The 25,069-nt window shown below is 65.9% G+C and carries 22 protein-coding genes; 13 read left to right on the top strand and 9 right to left on the bottom strand.

The genetic code is table 11. The annotated features are described in order from the left end of the window. The first annotated feature begins 111 nt into the window (after positions 1–111). From galT to ACOZ9V_RS12565, 3 genes are all read left to right on the top strand, one after another. Complete coding sequence (galT, locus tag ACOZ9V_RS12575) at positions 112–1,332, top strand: galactose-1-phosphate uridylyltransferase (RefSeq protein WP_181271662.1); 1,221 nt, start codon at positions 112–114, stop codon at positions 1,330–1,332. Further along, positions 1,329–2,636, top strand: a complete 1,308-nt coding sequence (locus tag ACOZ9V_RS12570) for a galactokinase (RefSeq protein ID WP_434590518.1) — start codon at positions 1,329–1,331, stop codon at positions 2,634–2,636. The genes galT and ACOZ9V_RS12570 overlap by 4 nt, the downstream gene beginning before the upstream one ends. An 86-nt stretch (positions 2,637–2,722) precedes the next feature. Then, positions 2,723–3,643 (top strand): alpha/beta fold hydrolase, encoded by a 921-nt coding sequence (locus ACOZ9V_RS12565; RefSeq protein WP_434590515.1) that lies wholly within the window; start codon positions 2,723–2,725, stop codon positions 3,641–3,643. Positions 3,644–3,667: 24 nt separating this feature from the next. Here ACOZ9V_RS12565 and ACOZ9V_RS12560 read toward each other — a convergent pair whose 3' ends face one another. The 8 genes from ACOZ9V_RS12560 to ACOZ9V_RS12525 all read right to left on the bottom strand — a co-directional run bounded on the left by ACOZ9V_RS12560 (position 3,668) and on the right by ACOZ9V_RS12525 (position 12,293). Then, positions 3,668–3,946, bottom strand: coding sequence for a hypothetical protein (locus ACOZ9V_RS12560; protein WP_434590513.1), 279 nt, complete (start codon positions 3,944–3,946; stop codon positions 3,668–3,670). A 17-nt stretch (positions 3,947–3,963) separates the two neighbouring features. Beyond that, on the bottom strand, positions 3,964–5,661 hold the full coding sequence (locus tag ACOZ9V_RS12555; RefSeq protein WP_139468839.1) for a sodium:solute symporter family protein: 1,698 nt from the start codon (positions 5,659–5,661) through the stop codon (positions 3,964–3,966). A gap of 216 nt (positions 5,662–5,877) precedes the next feature. Then, positions 5,878–6,930 carry an ABC transporter permease gene (locus tag ACOZ9V_RS12550; RefSeq protein ID WP_434590510.1) on the bottom strand — a complete coding sequence of 351 codons (1,053 nt, stop codon included), beginning with the start codon at positions 6,928–6,930 and terminating at the stop codon, positions 5,878–5,880. Continuing rightward, positions 6,927–7,895 (bottom strand): ABC transporter permease, encoded by a 969-nt coding sequence (locus ACOZ9V_RS12545; RefSeq protein ID WP_434590507.1) that lies wholly within the window; start codon positions 7,893–7,895, stop codon positions 6,927–6,929. Before ACOZ9V_RS12545 ends, ACOZ9V_RS12550 begins: the two co-directional genes overlap by 4 nt. Next, positions 7,892–9,448, bottom strand: a complete 1,557-nt coding sequence (locus tag ACOZ9V_RS12540) for a sugar ABC transporter ATP-binding protein (protein WP_434590505.1) — start codon at positions 9,446–9,448, stop codon at positions 7,892–7,894. Before ACOZ9V_RS12540 ends, ACOZ9V_RS12545 begins: the two co-directional genes overlap by 4 nt. A gap of 1 nt (position 9,449) precedes the next feature. Beyond that, positions 9,450–10,544 (bottom strand): ABC transporter substrate-binding protein, encoded by a 1,095-nt coding sequence (locus tag ACOZ9V_RS12535; protein ID WP_181271668.1) that lies wholly within the window; start codon positions 10,542–10,544, stop codon positions 9,450–9,452. Positions 10,545–10,662: 118 nt separating this feature from the next. Continuing rightward, positions 10,663–11,421 (bottom strand): DeoR/GlpR family DNA-binding transcription regulator, encoded by a 759-nt coding sequence (locus ACOZ9V_RS12530; RefSeq protein WP_172171257.1) that lies wholly within the window; start codon positions 11,419–11,421, stop codon positions 10,663–10,665. 155 nt (positions 11,422–11,576) lie between these two features. Next, positions 11,577–12,293 carry an IclR family transcriptional regulator gene (locus tag ACOZ9V_RS12525; protein WP_025777351.1) on the bottom strand — a complete coding sequence of 239 codons (717 nt, stop codon included), beginning with the start codon at positions 12,291–12,293 and terminating at the stop codon, positions 11,577–11,579. Positions 12,294–12,469: 176 nt separating this feature from the next. On the opposite strand from ACOZ9V_RS12525, the gene leuC reads away from it, so the two are divergent. The 7 genes from leuC (at position 12,470) to ACOZ9V_RS12490 (ending at position 19,654) form a co-directional block, all read left to right on the top strand. Continuing rightward, the gene (gene leuC / locus ACOZ9V_RS12520) at positions 12,470–13,954 is read left to right on the top strand and encodes a 3-isopropylmalate dehydratase large subunit (protein WP_139468837.1); all 1,485 of its coding nucleotides are present in this window, start codon (positions 12,470–12,472) and stop codon (positions 13,952–13,954) included. A 16-nt stretch (positions 13,955–13,970) separates the two neighbouring features. Continuing rightward, the gene (gene leuD, locus ACOZ9V_RS12515) at positions 13,971–14,570 is read left to right on the top strand and encodes a 3-isopropylmalate dehydratase small subunit (protein ID WP_139468836.1); all 600 of its coding nucleotides are present in this window, start codon (positions 13,971–13,973) and stop codon (positions 14,568–14,570) included. 207 nt (positions 14,571–14,777) lie between these two features. Continuing rightward, a complete protein-coding gene (gene murA / locus ACOZ9V_RS12510; protein ID WP_139468835.1) occupies positions 14,778–16,094 on the top strand; it encodes a UDP-N-acetylglucosamine 1-carboxyvinyltransferase in 1,317 nt (438 codons plus the stop codon). Next, entirely contained in the window at positions 16,091–16,858 is a 768-nt protein-coding gene (locus tag ACOZ9V_RS12505; protein ID WP_139468834.1) for a lysophospholipid acyltransferase family protein, read from the top strand. The genes murA and ACOZ9V_RS12505 overlap by 4 nt, the downstream gene beginning before the upstream one ends. Next, a complete protein-coding gene (locus ACOZ9V_RS12500; protein WP_434590498.1) occupies positions 16,855–17,868 on the top strand; it encodes an NAD(P)H-dependent glycerol-3-phosphate dehydrogenase in 1,014 nt (337 codons plus the stop codon). The genes ACOZ9V_RS12505 and ACOZ9V_RS12500 overlap by 4 nt, the downstream gene beginning before the upstream one ends. Positions 17,869–17,912: 44 nt before the next feature. Next, positions 17,913–18,446 carry a YbhB/YbcL family Raf kinase inhibitor-like protein gene (locus ACOZ9V_RS12495; RefSeq protein WP_434590495.1) on the top strand — a complete coding sequence of 178 codons (534 nt, stop codon included), beginning with the start codon at positions 17,913–17,915 and terminating at the stop codon, positions 18,444–18,446. 92 nt (positions 18,447–18,538) lie between these two features. Continuing rightward, the gene (locus ACOZ9V_RS12490; RefSeq protein ID WP_434590492.1) at positions 18,539–19,654 is read left to right on the top strand and encodes a D-alanine--D-alanine ligase family protein; all 1,116 of its coding nucleotides are present in this window, start codon (positions 18,539–18,541) and stop codon (positions 19,652–19,654) included. A gap of 57 nt (positions 19,655–19,711) precedes the next feature. Here the strand turns inward: ACOZ9V_RS12490 and ACOZ9V_RS12485 are convergent, their stop codons facing one another. Continuing rightward, the gene (locus ACOZ9V_RS12485) at positions 19,712–20,236 is read right to left on the bottom strand and encodes a DUF3515 domain-containing protein (RefSeq protein ID WP_139468830.1); all 525 of its coding nucleotides are present in this window, start codon (positions 20,234–20,236) and stop codon (positions 19,712–19,714) included. Positions 20,237–20,268: 32 nt separating this feature from the next. On the opposite strand from ACOZ9V_RS12485, the gene thiL reads away from it, so the two are divergent. Genes thiL through ACOZ9V_RS12470 form a run of 3 tightly spaced genes read left to right on the top strand, consistent with a single transcriptional unit; the run spans position 20,269 to position 25,059 of the window. Next, a complete protein-coding gene (gene thiL, locus ACOZ9V_RS12480) occupies positions 20,269–21,306 on the top strand; it encodes a thiamine-phosphate kinase (RefSeq protein WP_434590489.1) in 1,038 nt (345 codons plus the stop codon). Between the two features lies 1 nt (position 21,307). Next, complete coding sequence (locus ACOZ9V_RS12475; RefSeq protein ID WP_434590487.1) at positions 21,308–22,915, top strand: DAK2 domain-containing protein; 1,608 nt, start codon at positions 21,308–21,310, stop codon at positions 22,913–22,915. After that, on the top strand, positions 22,912–25,059 hold the full coding sequence (locus ACOZ9V_RS12470; protein ID WP_259357886.1) for an ATP-dependent DNA helicase RecG: 2,148 nt from the start codon (positions 22,912–22,914) through the stop codon (positions 25,057–25,059). Before ACOZ9V_RS12475 ends, ACOZ9V_RS12470 begins: the two co-directional genes overlap by 4 nt. Positions 25,060–25,069: the final 10 nt, after the last annotated feature.

Below are 25,069 nucleotides of genomic sequence, written 5' to 3'. Positions count from 1 at the left end.
AGGGTGCTCGAGCGCGGGAAGAACAGTTGCAGATATTCTACTCCGTCCACGCGCATCTTGGCCGCCGGATGTTAGCATTATGATCGAAAATGATAACTTTTGGGAGGTCAGATGCCAGCGTCGCATCGCCGGGCGAACCTGTCCGATGGTCGTGAGATCCTGTTCTTCCAGGACCCCGACTCACCTGCACCGACGATCGCTGCCGACCCCCGGCCGCACGATACGCGACCAGACAGCGGAACCCTGCGCTTCGATGTCCTCACCGGCGAATGGGTCGCCGTGGCGACCCACCGACAGACCCGCACCCACCTGCCTGCCGCCGCCGAATGCCCGCTGTGCCCGTCGACGCCGGACCGTCCCACAGAGATCCCGGCGGCAGACTTCGATGTCGCCGTCTTCGAGAACCGCTTCCCCTCCCTCGGCCCCGGCCTCGGTGATGTTCCGTCCGCTCAGAGCGTGGACACCGCCTTCGCCGAGGCGGCCGCCGACTCCGCCGAAACCGTGACCTCCGTGCTGTCGGGACCGGGATACGGCCGCTGCGAAGTCGTCGTCTTCTCCTCGGAGCACACCGGCTCCTTCGCGGGCCTCGGCACCGCGCGCGCCCGCACCGTCATCGACGCGTGGGCCAACAGGAGTGCCGAACTCGCTGCGCTGCCGGGCATCGAACAGGTCTTCATGTTCGAGAACCGCGGGGAGGAGATCGGGGTGACGATGAACCACCCGCACGGTCAGATCTATGCTTACCCCTATGTCACCCCGCACACCGCGATCACCTCGGCCCGGGCGCATGAACACCTGCGCCGGACCGGTCGGCCGCTGCTCGGCGATGTGCTCGCCTTCGAACGCGAGGCAGGAGAGCGAATGATTCTTGAGACCGATCACTTCTCCGCTTTCGTGCCCTTCGCGGCCCGCTGGCCGATCGAGGTCCACCTCGTTCCGCACCGCCAGGTGGGAAGCGTCGACGAGCTCGACGAGACCGAACGCGACGACCTGGCCCGCGTCTATCCCGAGGTGCTGCGACGCATCGACGGCCTCTACCCGAGTCCCACCCCGTATATCGCGGCCTGGCACCAAGCGCCGGTCAACAGTGCCGACCGCCGCGCCGACTGGCTCCACCTCGAGATCACGAGCCCCCGCAGAGCGGAGAACAAGCTGAAGTTCCTCGCCGGTTCGGAGGCCGCCATGGGTGCCTTCGTCGGCGACGTCTCCGCCGAGGAGACCGCAGCCAGACTGCGTTCCGTGACCCTGGAACCCCTCGCCGAGGCGGCCGTACCCGTGAGCGTGAACGCGAGCACGGCTTCGGCACTCGACCCGGAAGACGATCGTTCATGACCACAGAGCCCCCCGAGGCCGTATCCACACCGACCCCCGAACACCTCGCCGAGGAGTTCGAGTCCCTGTTCGGATACCGTCCGATCGGTTCCTTCCGTGCTCCAGGCAGGGTGAACTTCATCGGCGAACACACCGACTACAACGCCGGCTTCGTCCTGCCGATCGCCATCGATCGGGCGGTGTACGTCGCCATCGGTCGGCGACCCGACAACGGCGCTGCCGGGCAAGGCGGGGACGCCGCAGGGCGGCAGGCCGAGGACGCAGGGAACACGGGAACTGTGCAGCCGCCTCGGCGTGGGGAGAGCATTCGCATCGTTTCAGACCATCGCGATGACGCCGGCCAGAGAATGTTCGGCCAGTTCGCGGCCGCGGAACTCGTGCCCGGAAGCCTGCCCGGGTGGCTGAGCCATCCTGCCGGAGTCGTCGATGAGATCGCGAAGACCACCGGCACGGTGGTCGGCGGAGTCGACCTCTATATCGAATCCACCGTGCCCGTCGGTGCCGGACTGTCCTCGTCGCACGCACTCGAAATCGCGGTGCTCATCGCCCTCGACGAGGTGTATGGCCTCGGTCTCGACGACCGGGAGAAAGTCCTGCTGACTCAGCGAGCCGAGAACGACTTCGTCGGTGCACCGACAGGAATCGTCGACCAGGCCGCGTCGATCATGACCGAGGCCGGGCATGCGCTCTTCCTCGACTGCCGCGACCTCAGCGCTCGCCAGATTCCCTTCGACCTCGACGCCGAGGGACTCAGACTCCTCGTCATCGACTCGAAAGTCTCTCACTCGCACAGCGAAAGCGGGTACGGCGCCAGACGGAGGACCTGTGAGGAGTCCGCCGCGATCTTCGGAGTCGACAGTCTGCGGGAACTCGCCGATGACGTCGACCTGAGCGAACTGACCGAGGAGCAGCGGAAGCGGGTGCGCCACGTCATCACCGAAAACGCTCGGGTCCGCGCCACCGTCGAACTGCTCGAGGACAATGAACGAGCAACCGGCGACGAGCATGGTGCGCGCATCAGTGCCATCGGCGACCTGTTGGTGGCCTCCCACGAATCTCTGCAGCACGACTACGAGGTCTCGTGCGTCGAACTCGACGTGGCGGTGGCCGCCGCGATGGGAGCCGGGGCGCTCGGCGCGCGGATGATCGGCGGCGGCTTCGGCGGTTCCGCGATCGCCCTCATCCACGCAGACCAGGTTGTTCAAGTCGGCGACGCCGTCACCGCGGCATTCGCCGAGCACGGCTACGGGGAGCCGGACATCTTCGCCGTCAGTGCCGGCCGGGGCGCTGCCCGTTTCGACTGAGCTCCTGATTCGGCCGAACCTGTTTCGGCTGAGCCGCCGGTGCAGCCGAGCCGGGCAGGCATTGACCTCTCGAAGCAACGCGGTTCATGCTTGAACCTCAGACGAGGATGAACTCGGAGCGGGGGAGCGGCATGGATATCTGCGACGTCAATGGAGTGAGCCTCGGCGTCGACGAGTTCGGTGAGACGGATGCGCTGCTGGTTCTCTGCCTCGGTGCCCCGACGATGCTGTCCTGGCCCGATGCTCTGTGCGAGCAGCTGGCAGAGCAGGGACGTCACGTTGTGTGCTGCGATCTCCGGGATGCCGGGGCCTCGAGCCATGGTGATCTCGAATCACCGGACTACACTCTGCGAGACCTCGCGGCTGATGCCGCCGAACTCGCACGGACCTTCGATGGCCGACCCGCTCATCTCGCAGGAATCGGTATCAGCGGGATGGTCGCACAGGTCGCGGCGCTCGACCACCCTGAGGCGTTTTCGGCACTCACTCTCATCGGCACCCGACCGGTCGCTCCCGGTCCCGTCGACGATGACCTGCCGGATCATGGTGAGGCCACGATGGGTCCGCTCTTCTCCCGACCGCAGCCGGACTGGACGGACGTCGACTCGGTGGCCGACTATATGGCCGAAGGTGCACGGATCCTCGGCGACGACCCTGAAGAGGCACGGGCAGTCGCCGCGCGGATCTGGGCACGCACGCAGAGCTCTGATTCAGAACAGGGCTCAGTTCCGACACAGAACTCAGATCCGGAAGCTCAACTGGCCGATCAGCTCGGAATGGTGTTCTCCCGCCTCGACTGCCGGCCACGCTGGCGAGAACGCCTGCCGCAGCTGCGAGTGCCGACGCTGGTCATGCACGGCAGGCGTGACCCGTTCTTCCCCGTGGGCAATGGAGAGGCGCTCGCCCGGGAGATTCCACGTGCCCGGTTGCTGACCCTCGAGAACGCCTCGACCGTCGTACCGACCGCCGACATCCCCGAGGTTGCTGCAGCGATGGCAGCGCTCTGAGCGGATCGACGCAGACTGAGGCGATCAGTCGGTGCCGGCCGCGCCTGCGGTGTCGTCGGGAGTTTCGACGATGCGGATCGGGCGCAGCTTCGCCCAGATGAGGAAGACGGCCGCGGCGATGATGAGGCCGATTCCGGTCCACAGGTTCGCATCGACCCCGCCGGTGCGCTCTGCTTCGTCGGGAGTGAAGCCGATGATTCCGGCGATCGTGAGGATGACGCCGAAGATCGCCAGCAGCGCACCGATGAAGTTGCGGACGTCGAAGGCGCCTGCGGTCTTGGTCAGTTCGTTGGATTTGCTCATGGGTCTCACTGGCTCCTTCAGCCGAATGTCACGTTGAGGATGATGACGAGCACCAGAGCGACACCCGCGACGGGCACGGGGCGCTTCCAAAACGGCGCCTTCGGTTCGCTGAGGTCCTCGAAATCGGACTTCGGGGTCTCCGAGTAGACGAGTCCGCGCAGCTCCGCGGCGGGCTTCGGCGTGGTGAACAGGGTGACGATCACCGACAGAACGATGTCGACGACGAACGCCGTGCTGGCCGCGAGGAATGCGGCACCCTGACCGGGCAGATCGAGGACTCCGGTCTCGGCGAGGATGAACACGAACACGGCCGAGAGCGTGCCGCCGACGAGGCCGACCCAACCGGCGGTCGCCGACATCCGCTTCCAGAACATACCGAGGATGAACGTGGCGAACAGCGGGGCGTTGAAGAAGCCGAACAGCGTCTGCAGGTAATCCATGAGGTTGGAGAAGTTGCCCGCGATGAGCGCCGTGAAGATCGCGACGACACAGGCACCGATCGTCGCCCAGCGGCCGATCTTCAGGTAGTAGTCGTCCTCGCGGTCCTTGACCACGTACTGCTGCCACAGGTCATAGCTGAAGACCGTGTTGAACGCGGAGATGTTCGCGGCCATACCGGCCATGAACGCGGCGAGGAGGCCGGCGATCGCCACACCGAGGAGACCGTTGGGCAGGACCTCGCGCATGAGCAGCAGGAGCGCATCGTTGTACGTCACGCCCGTCTGCTCCAGCGCGGTCGCCTCGTCGATGGAGGCCGAGATCTCCTTGAACTGCGTCATCTGCGGCACGAGGACCGCGGCGATCATGCCGGGGACGACGACGATGAAGGGGATGAGCATCTTCGGGAATGCGCCGATGATCGGGGTCAGGCGCGCGGCATTGATCGACTTCGACGCCATGGCGCGCTGGACCTCGACGAAGTTCGTCGTCCAGTAGCCGAAGGAGAGGACGAAGCCGAGGCCGAAGACAATGCCGACGACCGAGAGCACGGGGTTGGAGAAGCCGGAGAGCTGCTCGCCGGGCCAGCTGCTCAGCTGTTCGGCGCCGAGCATTCCGTCATTGCTCACACGGTCGACCAGCCCGTCCCAGCCGCCGACGCGGTTGAGGCCGATGAGGGTGAGCGGCAGGAGGGCCGCGACGATGACGAAGAACTGCAGCACCTCGTTGTAGATGGCCGCGCTCAGCCCGCCGAGGGTGATGTAGGACAGGACGATCGCGGCGGCGACGATGAGGGTGATCCACAGCGGCCAGCCGAGCAGTCGATTGACGATCGTGCCGAGCAGGAACAGGTTGACGCCGGCGATGAGCAGCTGTGCGACCGCGAAGGACAGTGCGTTGACGAGGTGAGCGCCCGTGCCGAAGCGCTTGCGCATGAACTCCGGAACCGACCGGACCTTCGAACCGTAGTAGAACGGCATCATCACGACGCCGAGGAACAGCATCGCCGGGACCGCGCCGATCCAGAAGTAGTGCATCGTCGGCATGCCGTACTGGGCTCCCGTGGCGGACATGCCCATGATCTCCACGGCGCCGAGGTTGGCCGAGACGAACGCGAGAGCCGTGACCCAAGCAGGCAGGCTCCGTCCGGAGAGGAGGAACTCGATGCTCGAGGAGATCCCGCGCTTGGCGAACCAGCCGATGCCGAGGACGAAGATGAAGTAGATCGCTATCAGCAGATAGTCGATCCACTGTGCGTCCAAGCGGATTGCTTCCAAGGTTCCTCCATATACGTCAGTGCATCGCTTCGTAATGCGTCAGTGCATGGCTGCGTGTGGTGTATGACACCCGAGTGGACACTTTAGAGGATTGTGAGCCTGATCGCTAGTGATCGAACCTGAACAGTTTTGATCGTTTGCGCCGGAGCCGTGCGCAGACCGCCTGCACGCGCGCTTGTGCGCACTTCTGCGAGCCTGTGAGCGCCCCTGTCGGAGTCAGGTCGGTTTCGGCGCGTCGGCCTCGCCGCCTCGGCGTCTCTGCCGTTCTTGGGCCTGAACTCTGGACAGCAGCACCTGAGCAACGGCGACGACGAGCAGCACAGCGCCGTTGACCACGGCCTGCCAGTTCGAATTCGTCAGTCCCATGCGGTTGATGAGGTTGGCCACCACCTGCAGCAGCACGACTCCGACCAGGGATCCGACTACAGTTCCCGCTCCTCCTGTGAGCAGAGTGCCGCCGAGGACCACGGCGGCGATCGCCGTGAGCTCGAGACCGACACCGAGGGTGGTCACTCCCGACGCGGTGTAGGACGCGGTGAGCGCTCCGGCCAGACCGGCCATGGTCCCTGACACAGCGAAGACGATGAGGGTCGACCGCAGCACCGGCAGACCCATGAGGCGGGCGGCATCGGGTTGACCGCCGATCGCCAGCAGGGTCGAACCGTAGGAGGTGCGGTGGAGCACGAGGACGCCGATCGCGAAGAGGACGATGACGATCCACACCGGGAATCCGAGACCCAGAAAGGATCCGCGGCTGAGCTCGAGGAAGGCGGAATCACCGGGTACCTTGTACGTCTCCGACCCTTCTTCGGTCAGTGCCAAGAGCAGACCGCGGGCGAAGAGCAGACCGGCGAGGGTGACGATGAACGACGGGATCGACGTGAACGCGACGATCGCTCCCTGCACGAGACCGATGAGGGTGCACACGATGAGCGGGACGAGGAGGGCAGCGAGGAATCCATATTGAGATGCCCACGCTGCGAGCACTCCGCCGAGGGCGAAGACCGACCCGACCGACAGGTCGATGCCCCCGGTGAAGATGACGAACGTCAGCCCCAGGGCCACGGGCGCGAGGAATGCGGCCTGCAGAGCGATCTGGCTGAGATTGCCCGCAGAAGCGAACGTCGGAAAGGCGAAGGCAGAGACGACGATGAGGCAGAGCAGAATCACCAGCGCACCGTTGCGCTGAGTCAGCCGAGCCAGCTTCTCGACTCGTGATCGCCTGCCCGCATCGGCGAGAGCCGCCTCGGTGGTGGAGGTAGTGCTCATGTCTTTCTCCTTCCGACCTGGAGGGCGACAGCGACGACGATGACGATCGCCTGAACCATCTGGGACACGGAGTCCGGAATGTTGTGGGAGACGAGAGTGGACACGATGAGCTGCATGAGCAGCGCACCCCCGACAGTGCCGAGGATGCGCACCTTGCCGCCGGCCAGTGAGGTCCCGCCGATGACGACGGCGGCGATGGCCGACAGTTCCATGAGCAGGCCGAGGGTGCGTGGGTCGCTGGCCGACGAGCGGGCGGCCACGAGGACTCCGGCGAACGCTGCGAGCAGACCGGAGAGGACATAGACGCTGACCAGCACGGACTTGATGCGGATCCCGGCGAGTTCGGCGGCCTTCTTATTGCCGCCGATGGCCTCGACCATGATCCCGAAGGTGGTGCGGCGCATGAGGAACGCCGCGACAAGGACCAGGATGACGGCGCTGAGAACCGAATACGGGATGCCGAGCAGAGAGCCGGAGCCGAGTACCGCGAGTCCGGGGTCGGAGAGGTTTTTGATCTCACCGCCGATGACGTTCGCGAGACCACGCCCGCCGATGAGTACGGCCAGGGTGGCGACGATGGGTTGGATGCCGAAGTATGAGACGAGAGCACCGATCATCAGTCCCGAGAGGCCGCCTGCAGCGATTCCGACGAGGATCGCCGGAACGGTCCCGTAGCCGATGTACAGCGGCATGATCGCTGCCGACAGCGCCATCACGCTGCCGACCGACAGGTCGATGCCCTTGGTGCCGATGACCATGGCCATGCCGAGTGCCACGATGAGGACGGGAGCGGTCTGGATGAGCTGCAGGCGCAGGTTTGCGGCAGTGAGAAAATGCGGAGTGATGATCGCGTTGATGACCACCATCAGTGCCAGTGCGACATAGACCCCGTAGTTCGCGATCCACGCTCGCACGGACATCGAGCGCTTCACCGGCACCGAGGCGGTGGTGGGCGAGGCCTTCATCGCTGTCCTCCATCGACGAGGGCCGACAGGAGTCGAGAGTTGTCCACCTGGTCGTCGGTGAGGATCTCGCTGACCTCTCCGTCGCGCAGCACGAGGATCGAGTCCGAACCGGCAACGAGCTCCTCGGTCTCCGAGGAGATCAGGACGACGGCCATTCCCTTCTCCGCCAGTTCGTCGATGAGGGCCTGCACCTCCTGTTTGGCTCCGACGTCGATGCCGCGAGTCGGTTCGTCGAGGAGGAAGACCGAAGGCTCGGTGCACAGCCATCGGGCGATGAGCACTTTCTGCTGATTTCCCCCGGAGAGTTCGGAGATGAGTTGTCGGGTTGACGAGACCTTGATGCCCAGACGGCGAATCCAGCGATCGACGAGTTCATCGATTCGGCGGTTCGACAGCACGCCTGCGTTCGAGACCCGCGGCAGGATGCCGAGGATGATGTTGTCGCGGACACTGAGCTCGGGGACGATGCCCTCGGCCTTCCGATCCTCGGACAGCAGTGCGATTCCTGCTCTCAGCGCAGCGGGGACGGAACCCCGTCGGACCGGTCCGCCCTTGACTGTGATCTGGCCTGAGCTCGTATCCAATCCGCCGTAGATCGCTTTGACGGTCTCGCTGCGACCTGACCCGAGGAGACCGGCCAAGCCGACGATCTCGCCTGCCCGGACGGACACGTCAACGGACCGCAGACGGCCGGGCGCGCTGAGATCCTTCGCCTCGAGCACCACCTCGGCGGTCGTTTCGGAAACATCGGTATCGGTGAATGAGGTGACGCCGTGTTCGGTGATGTCACGACCGAGCATTGCCGAGATCAGGGACCGGCGGTCGAGTTCGTGCATCGGACCGGTATGGACGACGCGACCGTCGCGCAGGATCGTCACCTCATCGCAGAGTTCCCACAGCTCATCGAGTCGATGTGAGATGAAGACGATGCCGACTCCCTGGTCACGGAGCCGGCGGGCCACGGAGAACAGCACTTCGACCTCGCGGCGTTCCAAAGACGAAGTCGGTTCATCCATGATGACGACGCGTGCCTCGGTCGTCACCGCGCGGGCCAGTGCGATCATCTGCTGGACGCCGAGGCCCAAGGCTCCGAGCTCCGCAGTCACGTCCACATCGATGCCGAGATCCTGGACCACCTCGGCGGCCTTCCTGTTGAGTGCGCGTACGTCGATGAGGCCGAGGCGTCCCCGCGGCTCGCGGCCGAGGAAGATATTGCGGGCCACCGACAGGAGCGGGACGAGGTTCACCTCTTGGTAGACCGTGGAGATTCCGGCGTCCTGCGCCTGGGACGGATGGTTGAACCGGACCTCGCTGCCGGCAAGCTCGATGCAACCGGTCTCGGCCTGATAGACCCCGGTCAGCGATTTGATGAGAGTGGACTTCCCGGCCCCGTTCTCGCCGACGACGGTGTGGATCGTTCCGGGACGCAGGGAGAAGTCGACGTCGTGGAGGACATGGACACCGGAGAAGGATTTGTTCAGTCCTCTGGCGGCCAGCGCCAGCGCAGCCTCCTCGTGAGGCTGCGCCGGGCCCTGTTGGGATGTGTCGGTCACGTCAGAACGCCTGACCGGCCTGTTCTTCGGCGTTGTCGGGTGTGTACTCGCCGTCCTTGATGATGATGTCCTCCGGGATCTCCTCACCGGAGTAGAACTTGCTCAAGGTGTCGAAGACCAGCGGTCCGAAGCGCGGATTGGATTCGATCACTGCGTTGTACTTGCCGGCGACGATGGCATCGACAGCATTCTTCGTCCCGTCGATCGACACGATCTTCACGTCTTTGCCCGGTTCCTTGCCCGCTTCCTGGATGGCGGCCATCGCGCCGAGGCCCTCTTCATCGTTGAATGCATAGACAGCGTCGATCTCCGGGTTCGACTGCAGCAGCTGAGCCGTGACCTCCTGACCTTCGGAACGGGAAGCATTGGCCGTCTGTTCGGCGACGATCTCGATGTCCGGGTACTCGGCCTTCACCTGATCCTTGAAGCCCTTCTGCCGGCCGTCGGTGACGTTGTTGCCCGAGGGCCCCAACAGCACTGCGACCTTCGCCTTGGAATCGGTGGCCTCGGCCAGGGCATCCGCCGCGCGCTCGCCCTGCTTGACGAAGTCCGAACCGATGAAGGTGAGATAGTCGTCGCAGGACTTGTTGGTGACCTTCCGGTCGATGGTCACGACCGGGACCTTCTTCTTCTTGGCTGCATTGAGAGCCGAGTCGAGTCCGTCGGAATTGACCGGGGCGATGACGAGCATGTCGACGTCCTGGCTGAGGAGGTTCTCGATATCGCTGATCTGTTTGGGCAGTTCGTTGTTGGCGTTTGTGACGACGAGGTCGGCACCGGCGTCCTTGGCCGTGTCCTTGAGAGATTTGGTTTCTGCAGCGCGGAAGCTCGCGGAATCCGGCTCGGACTGGGAGAAGCCGACCTTCGCACCTTTGATGTCGACTTTGTCGACGCCGTAATCGTCCATCGTGCAGGTCGGACCCGATGATCCGGCACTGTCAGCGGCCTGAGCGGCTTCGCCTCCGCTGCCTCCTGAAGCTTCGGGGTCGCTGCCTTCGTTGGTGCAGCCGGACAGCAGCAGCCCACCGGCTGCAGCGATGGCACACACTCGAATTGCTGTGGAGCGGAAGACCGAATGCGATTCTCTGATTTTCATTGGTGCCTCTTCTGTCGGTACGGCCCCATTGCCGTGACTGATCAAAAGTTATCAGAATCACAATAAAACAATCAAGAAGTAGAGATGTAGTGACGGAGAATGTCAGCAGATCGATATCTCAGACGACCTCGACCTCAACCCCCGCCTCGCGCAGTGCGGTGAGTTCGGATTCTTCGCTCTTCGAATCGGTGATGAGCTGCTGGATCTGCTCGGTCGGAACAGTGAGCACCGACGAGCGGAGACCGACCTTCGTGTGATCGACGAGTGCAGTGACGCGCCCTGCCCCGGCGGCCATGGCCCGATCCGTATCGGCGACGGGGAACGCCGGTGTCGACAGGCCGAAGTCCGCGGCCAGTCCGTTCCCGGAGAGGAAGACGGTGTCGGCGCGCAGGCCGAGCAGCTGAGACACCGTGCCGCCGCCGACGAAGGCCCGGATCGAATGGCGCAGCAGACCGCCGACGACGATGACCTCGTTGTCGGGGGAGGAGACCATGGCCTCGGCGACGAGCAGCGAATTCGTCACCACGCGCAGACCCGAGCGCGTCACGAGCTCCTTGGCCAACAGCTCTGTCGTCGTTCCCGGCCCCAGCGCCACGACATCTCCGTTGCGCACCTGGGTCGCTGCAGCACGCGCGATCGCCGTCTTCTCGGCCAGAGCCTGCTCGAGCTTCTCCGCATAGCTCGACTCCCGCGCGCTCGAGGCGAGAACGGCGCCGCCGTGGGTGCGGATGAGTCTGCCCTCCTCGGCGAGCTGATCGAGGTCCCGGCGGATGGTCACGGCCGAAGTATCGAGCTTCTCCGACAGGGAAGTGATGGAGACGGCGCCGTCTCTCTCGATCGTATCGACGATGATGTTGCGTCTCTGAGCGGCGATCATGGGGCCATAGTACAAGCCCGGAGGTCGGGCCGACTTCAAGGACGAGGCACGCCCGCGGGCCTGGAGGCACGACCGCGGGCCCGGAGGGATGATCCTCCGGGCCCGCGGTCAACCCGTTCGCCGCTGGGCGAGGTGCGATGGGAGCTGAGTCGGACTCAGCCGCGCACGAGTGCCTCGGTCAGCGCACGCGCGGCGTCGATGACCGACTTCGCGTGCAGGCGGCCGGGCTGGCGGGTGAGCCGGTCGACCGGTCCGGAGATCGAGACGGCTGCGACCACCCGATTGCTCGGACCGCGCACGGGAGCCGACACCGAGGCGACCCCCCGTTCGCGTTCGGCGATGGACTGGGCCCAGCCTCGGCGGCGGACCCCGGAGAGCATGGTCGCGGAGAACCGGGCACCGCGCAGGCCCGTGTGCAGACGGTCCGGCTCCTCCCAGGCCAGCAGCACCTGAGCCGCAGAACCGGCGCGCATCGACAGCGTCGCGCCGATCGGCACGGAGTCGCGCAGACCCACGGGGCGCTCGGCCGCGGCCACGCACAGGCGCAGATCGCCCTGACGGCGGAAGAGCTGAGCGGACTCACCCGTCTGATCGCGCAGCTGACCGAGCACCGGCCCGGCCGCGGCCAGCAGGCGGTCCTCGCCGGCGGCCGACGACAGCTCGGCCAGACGCGGCCCGAGGACGAAACGTCCCTGAAGGTCGCGACCGACGATGCGGTGGAATTCGAGGGCAACAGCCAGGCGGTGGGCAGTGGGGCGTGCCAGTCCGGTCAGCGTCACCAATTCGGCGAGAGAGGCGGGTCCGGCCTCAAGTGCGGAGAGAACCATTGCGGCCTTGTCGATGACCCCGACGCCGCTACCATTGCTTGTCATAGGCACCATTGTGCGCGTCTCAGTGGGCGAGATGCAAGTTCGCATTGCGATACGGGCGAGTAGATTTCGAATACGCACTCACTCCAGTGCGCACATCGCAGTTCATCGACGCGGTCGTACCTCGGCCCGTCAGGTCTACATCGGGTGCAGAGATCCCTGCACCGGCGGGAGGAACCATGCCACGCACATTGGCCGAGAAGGTCTGGGCCGATCACGTCGTCTCACGAGGTGTTGACGGTGCGCCGGACCTTATCTACATCGACCTCCACCTCGTCCACGAGGTGACCAGCCCGCAGGCCTTCGACGGACTCCGACTCGCCGGGCGCCCAGTGCGCCGCCCCGACCTCACCATCGCCACCGAGGACCACAACACCCCGACGTGGGACATCGACAAGCCGATCGCCGAACCGACCTCGGCCACGCAGATCAACACCCTGCGCAAGAACGCCGAGGAATTCGGCATCCGCCTGCACAGCCTCGGCGACGCCGACCAGGGAATCGTCCACGTCGTGGGACCGCAGCTGGGTCTGACCCAGCCGGGCACCACCGTCGTCTGCGGCGACTCGCACACCTCCACCCACGGCGCCTTCGGAGCGCTCGCCTTCGGCATCGGCACCTCCGAGGTCGAACACGTGCTCGCCACGCAGACGCTGAGCCTCAAGCCCTTCAAGACGATGTCGATCACCGTCGACGGCGACCTGCCCGAAGGCTCGAGCGCCAAGGACATCATCCTCGCCATCATCGCGAAGATCGGCACCGGCGGGGGGCAGGGCTACGTGCTCGAATACCGCGGCTCGGCCATCCGCCAGCTGTCGATGGAAGCCCGGATGACGATCTGCAATATGTCGATCGAAGCCGGCGCCCGCGCCGGAATGGTCGCCCCCGACGAGACGACCTTCGAATACGTCAAGGGCCGTCCCCACGCCCCCGAAGGCGAAGACTGGGACGCGGCCGTCGAGTACTGGAAGACCCTCTACACCGACGAAGGCGCGGAATTCGACGCCGAGGTGGTCCTCAAGGCCGAAGACATCGAACCCTTCGTCACCTGGGGAACGAACCCCGGCCAGGGCCTGCCGCTGTCGGCGAGCGTGCCCAGCCCCGACGACTTCACCGACGAGAACGACAAAGCCGCAGCCGCCAATGCGCTGGCCTATATGGGCCTGACCCCGGGTACGCCGCTGCGCGAGATCGACGTCGACACCGTCTTCCTCGGGTCCTGCACGAACTCCCGGATCGAAGATCTCCGGGCCGCCGCCGAGGTGGTCCGCGGCCGCAAGAAGGCCGACAACGTCCGCTTCATGGTCGTTCCCGGCTCCGCGAAGGTCCGACTCCAGGCCGAAGAAGAGGGCCTCGACGTCATCTTCAAGGACTTCGGCGGCGAATGGCGCTTCGCCGGCTGCTCGATGTGCTTAGGGATGAACCCGGACCAGCTGGCCGAAGGCGAACGCTGCGCCTCGACCTCGAACCGCAACTTCGAAGGCCGCCAGGGCAAGGGCGGGCGCACCCACCTCGTCTCACCGCTCGTTGCCGCGGCCACCGCGGTGCGCGGCACGCTGTCCTCACCGGGCGACGTCGCCGACCTGCCGCGGGATGCCGAACCCGTGGAATGGGCCGACAACCGCCTGTCCCTCAACCTGACACCCGTCTCGGCGAACGACTGACAAAGGAGGAAGGGCCATGGAAGCTTTCACCACCCACACCGGCATCGGCGTTCCTCTGCGCCGATCCAATATCGACACCGACCAGATCATTCCCGCGAAGTTCCTCAAGCGGGTCACCCGCACCGGCTTCGAGGACGCCCTGTTCTACCGGTGGCGGTCAGGCGACGATTTCGTCCTCAACGACCCCGACTTCGCATCCGGCTCCGTCCTCGTCGCCGGCCCCGACTTCGGCACCGGCTCCTCCCGCGAGCACGCCGTCTGGGCGCTCAAGGACTATGGCTTCCGCGTCGTCCTGTCCTCCCGCTTCGGCGATATCTTCCGCGGCAACTCCGGCAAAGAGGGCCTGCTGGCCGCCCAGCTCGAACAGGCCGATATCGAACTGATCTGGAAGATCCTCGAGAACCATCCCGGCACCTCGATCACCGTCGACCTGAACGAGAAGACCGTGACGTGCGACACCGTCACCGTGTCCTTCCAGATCGACGACTACACGCGCTGGCGCCTGCTCGAAGGCCACGACGACATCAGCCTCACCCTGGCCAAGGAAGACGAGATCGTCGCCTACGAATCCTCCCGCTTCGCCTTCAAGCCGACGACCCTGCCCGCCAAGGTCTGACCCTCACCTAAGCCGGCCCCCCCCCGCACCGATCCACCCTCGCCGAGGCGGCCCACCGTCACGTTCGAACGTGACCTCGGGGTCGCCTCGGCGAATCGGTGGGATACCGTCGGCTGGGTTAGTCTAGGACGGTGCCCGCGGCAATCGTGGGGCACCGTCTCCGGGTGGCATCCCGCCCGGATCCGATCATCGGAATCAGGGAGGAACATGCTCGAAGTACGTGGGGGAAATCCGCTGGACGGCACCGTCCGAGTCCGCGGCGCCAAGAACCTGGTGCCCAAGGCGATGGTGGCCTCTCTGCTCGGTGAGACCCCGTCCGTGCTGCGCGGCGTGCCCAACATCCGCGATGTCGAGATCGTCACCGGACTCCTTGAACTCCACGGAGTCCGCGTCACCTCCGGCCCCGACGGGGACCAGCCCGACGGCGAACTCCACCTCGACCCGGCCGATGTGGCTCAGGGCTCCATCGTCGACATCGACGCCCACGCCGGATCCTCCCGCATCCCGATCCTCTTCTGCGGACCTCTCCTGCACAGCCTCGGTCAGGCGTTCATCCCCGACCTCGGCGGCTGCCATATCGGCGACCGCCCCATCAACTTCCACCTCGATGTGCTCCGCAAGTTCGGAGCCGAGGTCGACAAGACCCCCGGCGGCATCATGCTCAAGGCGCACAGCCGCCTGCAGGGCACCAAGGTCGAACTGCCCTACCCCTCCGTCGGTGCCACGGAACAGGTGCTGCTGACCGCGGTCCGCGCCGAAGGCGTGACCGAGCTGCGGGGCGCGGCCATCGAACCGGAGATCATGGATCTCATCGCGCTGCTGCAGAAGATGGGCGCGATCATCACCGTCGACACCGACCGCGTGGTGCGCATCGAAGGCGTCGACACCCTCCGCGGGTTCATCCACCGCGCCCTGCCCGACCGCAACGAGACCGCGTCCTGGGCCTCGGCGGCACTGGCCACCGGCGGAGACATCTTCGTCGAAGGCGCCAGCCAGCCGGAGCTCATCACGTTCCTCAACGTCTTCCGCAAGATCGGCGGAGAATTCGATGTGCAGGAGAACGGCATCCGCTTCCGCCACCCCGGCGGCAAACTCCGATCCTTTGCGCTGGAAACCGACGTCCACCCCGGCTTCATGACCGACTGGCAGCAGCCGTTGGTCGTCGCGATGACTCAGGCCGAAGGTCTGTCGATCATCCACGAGACCGTGTATGAGAACCGCTTCGGCTTCACCGACGCCCTGCGCGATATGGGTGCGCAGATCCAGCTCTACCGCGAATGTCTCGGCGGCACTCCCTGCCGCTTCGGACGACGGAACTACCAACACTCGGCCGTGATCTCCGGACCCACCGACCTCAAGGGCACCCGCATCGACGTTCCCGATCTGCGCGGCGGCTTCAGCCACCTCATCGCCGCATTGGCTGCCCAGGGTGCGAGCGAAGTCCACGGCATCGAACTCATCAACCGCGGCTACGAGAACTTCCTCGACAAGCTCACCGGACTCGGTGCCGAGGTCTCCGCATGAGCGCCGACATCGAACCGGACGCGAACGATCACGATCTCGTCTCCTTCGATCCCGCCTCGGTGCGGTCCCAGAACCGGGCCGGCACCGTCGCCGCCACAGCGGCCTTCGGGCTCATGCGCACGGCCACGAAGATGAGCGTGCGGGGAGTCGAGCACCTGCCGCCGGCCGGCACGGGCATCATCGCCGCCGCCTACCACGCCAACCATCTCGACCCGATCCTCGTGGGGCTGGCGCTGAAGCGCAACGGTCGGATGCCGCACTTCCTCGCGAAGTCAACGCTGTTCACCGGAGTGCTCGGCAAGATCCTCAAGACCATCGGGCAGATCCCGGTGCTGCGCGCCTCGGCCTCGGCCGGGGACTCCCTCGAATATGCGAAGGACGCCCTGGCGAACGGCCAGACCGTCGTCATCTACCCCGAGGGCACGCTGACGAAGGACCCGGAGCTGTGGCCCCAGCACTTCAAGACCGGCACTGCCCGGCTGGCGCTGGAGACCGGAGCCCCGATCATCCCCGTCGCCCACTGGGGACTGGACACGGTCTACCCGCGTGGGCAGAAGAAGGTCCGCTTCCGCCCCTTCAGCCATGACTCCGTCGTGGCCTTCGGCCCCGCCATCGACTATTCGGATCTGTGGGATCACCGGGCTGAGAAGAAGACGATGGGAGACCTCTCCCAGCGTGTGAAGAACACCGTGGCGGCGATGGTGGCCGAACTGTCCGAACGCGAACTGCCGCAGCGTTTCACAGCGAAGGAGACTGGCGAATGAGCGTCGACAAGATCACCGTCCTCGGAGCCGGATCGTGGGGAACCACCTACGCTGCGGTCATTGCCGACGCCGGCTTCCCCGTCACCCTGTGGGCCCGCCGTCCCGAGGTCGCCGAAGAGATCAACTCCACGCACACCAACGAGCGCTACCTGGGCGAGCGAGTCCTGCCCGAGGGTCTGAGTGCGACCGCTGACGATATCGCCGCGGTCACCGACGCCGAGGTCATCGTCCTCGCCGTCCCAGCCCAGACCCTGCGGGAGAACCTCACCCGGTGGAAGCCGCATCTGCGTGAGGGTGTGAAGCTCGTGAGCCTGATGAAGGGCATCGAGGTCGACACCGGCAAACGCATGTCCGAGGTCATCGCCGAGGTCGCCGAGGTCGCCGAATCCCAGATCGCCGTCGTCTCCGGACCCAATCTGGCGCGGGAGATCGCCGACCGGCAGCCCACCGCCACCGTCGTCGCGTCCTCAGAGATCACCACCGCCGAGGTGGTCGCAGAGATCAGCGCGAACGCGTACTTCCGCCCGTATACGAACACCGACGTCGTCGGCGTCGAGATCGGCGGTGCGATCAAGAACATCATCGCCCTGTCCGTGGGCATCGCTGACGGACAGAAGCTCGGCGACAACTCGAAGGCGTCGATCATCACCCGCGGGCTCGCCGAAACCTCTCGCCTGGCCGCGGCCATGGGCGCCGAGGCGCACACCCTGTCCGGACTTGCCGGGCTCGGCGACCTCGTGGCCACCTGCGCCTCGCCCCTGTCGCGCAATCGCACCTTCGGACGCCACCTCGGTGAGGGGATGAGCCTCGAGGACGTCATCGCCCACACCTCGCAGACGGCCGAAGGCGTGAAATCCGCTCCTGCCGTCCTCGCCCTGGGGCGACGCAACCGCGTCGACCTGCCCATCACCGAGGCGGTCTGTGCGGTTCTCGCCGGAAAACTGCAAGTTGACGAACTCGCCGGATTGCTGTTGTCTCGGAAGCGTAAGCACGAAGGACCACCTGCCTGATTCACACCGAGTCTCAGGCACCCGCTGGAAAACTAGGAGCACAAATGAGCGCCAACTCACCGTTCTTCAACCTTCCCGAACTTCCCACCTTCACGCTGACGAGCACCGACATCGAAGACGGTGGGGTGCTCACCGGCCCCCAGCTCTCCGGCGCCATGGGCGTGCCTGGCGGTGAGGACGTCTCGCCGCAGCTGTCCTGGTCCGGGTTCCCCGAAGAGACCAAGGCCTTCGCCGTGACCTGCTACGACCCCGACGCTCCCACCGGCTCGGGCTTCTGGCACTGGGTCGTCACGGACCTCGACGCCTCGGTGACGAGCCTGGAGGCCAACGCCGGTGACCCGTCCGCCGACCTCCTGCCCAGCGGTGCCGTGACCCTGCGCAACGACGCCGGCGAACCCCGCTTCGTCGGTGCCGCCCCGCCGGAGGGCCACGGACCGCACCGCTATTTCTTCATCGTCACCGCTCTGGCCGAACCGCTGGGCATCGACGAATCCGCAACACCTGCCTTCGCCGGCTTCAACATGTTCTTCAAGGGCATCGGTCGGGCGTGGCTGGAATGCACGTACGAGGCCAAGTGAGCTAAAGTCTTTCAGTCCGCGCACACCTGACCCGCTGTGCGCACCCGTGTCCGGTCCGAGTGCACGGGAGTACCACTTCAGCAAGGAAACTCATGGCAGACAACGATCACCGGCCCCTTGTCGCAGTCCTCTTCGGAGGCCGTTCGAGCGAGCACTCCGTCAGCTGCGTCACCGCAGCCGGGGTGATCGGTGCCATCGACGCCGATGCCTTCGATGTTCTGCCGATCGGCATCACGAAGACCGGTGTGTGGCGGGTCGTCGACGACTGGGCGAGCATGCGCTTCGACCCGCAAGCCATGCCCGAGGTCACGGACAATGGGACCGAGGTGATTCCTCCGGTCTCCGCCGACGGGTCACCGTTGCTGCACCGCGATGCCGAGGGCAATTACACCGAACTCGGTGCGGTCGACGTATTCTTCCCACTCCTGCACGGCCGCTTCGGTGAGGACGGAACCCTGCAGGGACTGTTCGAACTCAGCGACACCGCGTTCGTCGGCTCCGGAGTGTTCTCCTCCGCCGCGAGCATGGACAAGCACTATACGAAGTCACTCATGGCCCACGCCGGAGTCCCCACCTGCCCGTGGGAGCTCGTGACCGAGACGATGTGGGCCGCAGACCGCGCGGAGGCGGAGAGACGAGTGGCCGCGCTCGGCCTGCCCGTATTCGTCAAACCCGCCCGTGCCGGATCGTCCATGGGAGTCAGCCGGGTCGCCGAGGCGGCCGACCTCGAAGCCGCCCTGCTCGGTGCCTTCGAACACGACTCCAAGGTCATCGTCGAACCCGAGGTCAGCGGTCGTGAGGTCGAATGCGCCGTGCTCGGTTCCGTCTATGACACGGAGCTGCGAGTGTCCTCTCCCGGAGAGATCCGGGTGAGCGGCGACCACTCCTTCTACGATTTCGACGCCAAGTACCTCGACCTCGCCGCCGCAGAGGTCACCTGTCCGGCCGATCTCGACGAGACGGTGACCGCCCGGGTTCAGGAGTTGGCCGCCTCGGTGTTCCGTCTCTTCGACTGCACCGGTCTGGCCCGCGTCGACACCTTCGTCACGGACACCGGCGAGGTCGTCCTCAACGAACTCAACACCCTTCCCGGGTTCACTCCCACCTCGGCGTACCCGTTCATGTGGGCGCAGTCGGGACTCGAATACTCCGAACTCATCGGCGAACTCATCTCGATCGCCCTGATCGACCACGCTCGCGCGAAGTAGAAGCGGATGCCGCGGAGCAACCGCCTCCGTGGAGCAATCGCGTCTTCGGTGGGCGCTCTAGCCGGCGATGTCCTCGGCTCCGACGCACTCGTTCTCCGGAGGGAACTTCGACAGGGTCGGTGAGATCGCGGCGAGCACGTCATTGCCTGACTCGGCCTTGCGGTTGACGAGCACCTCGACGGCGGGGGTTCGCCCGTAGCTGGTGAACCTCCACGTCGAATCGTCGTCCTCGACCGGCTTCGAGATCCAATCGACTCCGGACACGCTCACGCACTGATCTGTCGTCGGCCCGGGGGGAGTGACTCCGCAGCGCAGCACCGCGACGTTGGGATCTCCCCACGCCTTCGTGCCCTGCGAGGAGGTCGTGCGTGCCTTCTCACCCGAGATCTCATCGGGCAGGGTGAGCAGGATGTCGGCACACTTCGGATTCGCAGCATCCTTGGCCGGTTCGACGATGACGGTGCGCGAACACCCGGTCACCGCCAGACCGGTGAGCACCGTGGCCAATGCGACGAAGGTGAGAGAACGACGACGGTGCGCGGGCCGGGCGTTGCGGCGCGTCGAAGCAGGGCGAGATCTCATAGGACTACCGTATCGCCCGATAACCTGGAGCCATGACCCGACTGTCCGAACTTGGCGAATCACACATCATCTCCCGCGTGCTGGGCCGTAACCCCAGCAGCACGCACGTGATCGTCGGACCCGGAGACGATGCGGCCGTGACCGCACCTGAGGGTCGACTCGTCTCGACCGCGGACATGCTCGTGGAGAACGAGGACTTCACTCGCGAGTGGTTGGACTGGAAGAAGCTCGGAGTCAAGGCAGCGGCCCAGAACCTGGCCGACGTCTGTGCCATGGGAGCGATCCCGCACGGACTGCTCGTTTCCGTCGCCGTTCCGGATGACACGGACATCGCCTGCCTCGAAGCCCTGTACTCCGGGCTCTTCGACGAAGCGGAACGAGCAGGGACGGCTTTGGACTGCACGGTGCCGATCATCGGCGGGGACCTGTCGTCCTCGGGTCTCATCGTCATCGCCATCACCGCACTCGGGACCGTGGGCGAGGAGTCCGCAATTCTGCGCTCCGGCGCCCAGCCAGGGGATTCGCTCTACCTGGCCGGAACGGTCGGTCGATCCGCCGCCGGGCTCGACCTGCTCTTCGCCGGAGCGCGACCTGACACCGCCGGACCGGAACTCCGCTCGCTCATCGACACCCAGCTGGCGCCACAGCCTGACTACGGTGCGCTGCGCACGGTCGGGGCGGCCTCGGCGATGATCGACGTCTCCGACGGGCTCAGCCTCGACCTCGCCCGGGTGGCGGCCGCCTCGGGGGTGGGCATCGACCTTGACCGATCACTCCTGCGCGACCTCGTCGACCCGCTGCTGCCGGCGGCCGAATTCGTGCTCGATGCCCGAGCAGCGGACGGTGCGTCGGAAGCGGACGGTGGGAACGATGCGGCCACGACGGCAGAGGATCTGGCGCTGTCCTGGGTGCTCGACGGGGGAGAGGATCACGGCTTCGCCGCGTCTGCGCCGCCGTCCGCCGTGCCTGGGGTAGGCTGGCGGAGAATCGGTGAGATCCGCACCGGACACGATGTCAGCCTCGACGGCACACCCGTGCCGGCGAGCGGTTTCAGCCATTTCGGGAAGTGACATGAGCAACGCCATCAGCCTCAACGGTCGTCTGGCCGCGCGCTGGGCCCGCCGTGCGGTCGACCGGCTGCGCAAGGAACGCACCGAGATCGACGAGCTCAACGTCTTCCCCGTCCCCGACGGCGACACCGGCACGAATATGTACCACACCCTGCGCGCCGCCTACCTCGCCGTCGAAGAGCTCACCGGCCCCGTCACCCTCCCACAGGTCGTCGCGGCACTGGCCGCCGGAGCCGGACGTGGTGCGCGCGGCAACTCCGGACTCATCCTCGCTGTCGCTCTGCAGGGAGTCGCCGATGCTCTGGCCGGAGTCACCGTGGCCACCGCCGACGCCATGGCCACCGCCCTGGAGACCGCGTCCGACCGAGCGCGGGCCGCCGTCGCCCGACCCGTCGACGGCACCATGCTCACCGTCCTCGACGCCATGGCCACCGAGGCCCGTGAGCAAGCCGACGACGGAGCCTCCCTGATCGACGTCATCGCGGCAGTGCGCGAACGCTCCCGGTCGGCGCTGCGGGAGACCACCGGACAGCTCACCGTGCTGCGCGAAGCCGAGGTCGTCGACGCCGGATCGACGGGAATCGTCGAACTCTTCGACCTCCTCTACGCCACCGTCACCGGCCGCACCCCGCAGGATTCGATGCTCGCCGAGGTGGCCCGCGCCCCGAAGATCATCCACGAAGCCACCGCCGACGAACTCGAGATCGTCGCCATCCTCGCCGACACCCCCGCGGACTCGCTCGCCGAGGATCTCGACCGCCTCGGCGGGACCTCGATCGTCATCAACGCGGCCAAGGTCCACGTCCACGTCGCCGACGAAACGACCGCCGCGACCGTCATCGACCGCCTCGGCGAATACGGGATCGCCCGGCTCGACATGGAAGACCTGCGGATGCACGAGGAGGAGGGCGAGACGAAGCTCATCGCCCTGGTCAAGGGCACGGGACTGCTCATGCACACCGCGCTCAACGGGGCCACGGCGCTGACTCCGGAGGTGGGCGACCTGTTCGAGACGATGTCCGAACTCATCGCCGCCGAGGACCGGGAGGTCATCGTCATCCCCAGCTCCACCTCGGCGCTGAAGTCCCTGGCAGGGCTGGGTGCGCACGTCGTGCGCTCCCGCAACGTCGGCACCCTGCTCTCGGCCCTGGCCGTCTACGATCCGTTCGCCCCGGCGGGGGAGATCTTCGCCGATATGACCGAAGCGGCCGCGGGTACGAGGGTGGGTACGATCTATTCGGCCGATCAGCTCGCCACCGACCCTCCGACGGGGATGCTGCCGGTGATCCGCGAGGACGAAGGATCGACTTCGGATGGCGTTCCGGGCGCTGCCACGGCAGTGGCGGCTCATCCGGCACAGTTCTACCGGGTCTTCATCGAAGGCCGCGCGAAGACCCAGAGCACGGAGCTGCGGACCTTGGTGGAGAAGCTCGCCGATCGGCTGCTCGGTGCCGGGGGAGAGCTGCTCACCGTCGTCCACGGACCCGACTGCGCACCGGAGGTGCTCGACCACCTGCGTGACTGGATCCAGAAGTCACACGAGACCGTCCACTTCCAGGACATCGATGCCAGAGACTCCGGAGTGCTCGTGATCATGGGGGTCGAATGACGACCCGGCTCGAAGACAACTTCCGGCCCGCCGATCGGAAGAACTTGGCCCAGCGCGGTGTGCATTCGGTCACTGACCTGCTCCGCTTCTTCCCGCGGCGCTACCTCGTCCCCGGGGAGCGCACGGAACTCGGGGATCTGCCCCTGGGGGAAACCGCGATCATCCAGGCCGAAGTCATCCGGGTGGAGACGCGGCGGATGAAACAGCGGAAAGGCACGATCACCGAAGTCATCGTCCATGACGGGAAGCAGTCGATGAAGATCGCGTTCTTCAACCAGTATTGGTTGGAGAAGTCGCTGAAGCCGGGACTGACCGTCGTCTTCGGCGGCAAGGTGGAGTCGTTCCGGGGGCAGCTGACCCTGGCGTCTCCGGTGTGGCTCAACCGCACCGAGGATGACCATGAGTGGACTCCCGAGGACCTCAACTCGCCGTTCCCCATCTACCCGGCCGTGAAGAAGATCGCGCAGTCCCGGCTGTGGAGCTCGATCAAGACCCTGCTCACCGTCGCTGGGCCCGAGGAGTTCGAGGATCCGCTGCCGAAGGGGCTGCGGGACGCTCATGAGCTGCCGGACCTGCGCACAGCTCTCGAAGACATGCATCGACCGCGGAAGATCGAGGACGTCGAACGGGCCCGGCTGAGGTGGAAATGGGAAGAGGCGCTCGCCCTGCAGACCGAATTCGCCGCCCGCAAAGCGAAGCTGGCCGACGAAAAGGCGACGCCGCTGCTCACGCAGGGGACGAAGAGCCGCCGGTTCGACGAAGACCTGCTCTTCACCCTCACCGCATCCCAGGTCAGGGTCGGCGAGGAGATCGCTGAGGACATGGCTGCGGACCGGCCGATGCACCGGCTCCTGCACGGTGACGTCGGTTCCGGTAAGACCCTCGTGGCATTGCGGGCCATGCTCACTGCGGTCGACTCCGGTGCCCAGGCCGCCATGCTCGCCCCCACCGAGGTGCTCGCCACTCAGCATTTCCATTCGATCCAGACATTCCTCGACGAGCAGATGGCGCTGTCGCCGCTGCTGGCTGACGACGACCAGGTGACGGTGGCGCTGATGACAGGGTCGATGCCGGCGAAGGACCGTCGCGAACTCGCCCTCGACCTCGTCGCCGGGAACATCGACATCGTCGTCGGCACGCATGCGCTGCTGTCGGAGTCGACGATGTTCTCAGATCTCGGTCTCATCGTCGTCGACGAACAGCACCGCTTCGGTGTCGAACAGCGGGAAGCGCTGCGTGCGAAGGGCGGGGACACCACCCCGCATACTCTCGTGATGTCGGCGACGCCGATCCCGCGCACAGTGGCGATGACGGTCTTCGCCGACCTCGATATCTCGACGCTCGACGAGATGCCGGCGGGGCCGAAGGACATCGCCACCCATGTGGTGCCGATCGTCGACCAACCTGCCTGGTACGTCCGGGTTCGGGAGCTCATGCGGCAGACCGTCGAGGCTGAGAAGGGGGTCTTCGTCGTCTTCCCGCGAATCGAACCGACGGATATCGAAGATCCGGAGTCCGGGGACGTAGTCGGACAGAAGCAGGGCATCGAAGACATCACACGGAAGCTGTCTGAGACCCCGGAACTGGCTGGTCTGAAGTTCGGTCTGCTGCATGGGCGGATGTCGACGGCGGAGAAGGACCGGGTGCTCGCGGACTTCGTCAAAGGCGACATCGAGATCCTCGTCTCGACGACGGTCATCGAGGTCGGCGTCGACGTAGCGAGGGCGACGATGATGGTCATCATCGAAGCCGAGAACTTCGGGGTCGCACAGCTGCACCAGCTGCGTGGACGCGTCGGACGTGACGGCAGCTCGGCCCTGTGCTTCCTGCTCACCGAGATGAGTGCTGAGGATGAGAGCTATGGACGGCTGCAGGCCGTGGCCGAGACGCTTGACGGCTTCGCTCTGGCCGAATACGATCTCGACGCCCGAGGCGAAGGCGATGTGCTCAGCGGCTCCCAATGGGGCGGGTCGTCGCTGCGGCATCTGTCGATCCTCCGCGACTCCGAGATGGTCGCCGAAGCGAAGACGATCGCTGAGCAGATCGTCGCGGTCGACCCGACACTGGAAGCGGTGCCCGCGCTCAAGGCCTTCATCAGGCGCGTCCTGCCCGAGGACGACGCCCACTTCATCGAGGCAGGCTGAGGGAGCAGAT

Origin of the sequence: Brevibacterium sp. 1718, from assembly GCF_051131255.1 — a bacterium.
Classification (GTDB): Bacteria; Actinomycetota; Actinomycetes; order Actinomycetales; family Brevibacteriaceae; genus Brevibacterium; species Brevibacterium sediminis.
This window is presented reverse-complemented; position numbering and strand designations above follow the sequence as displayed.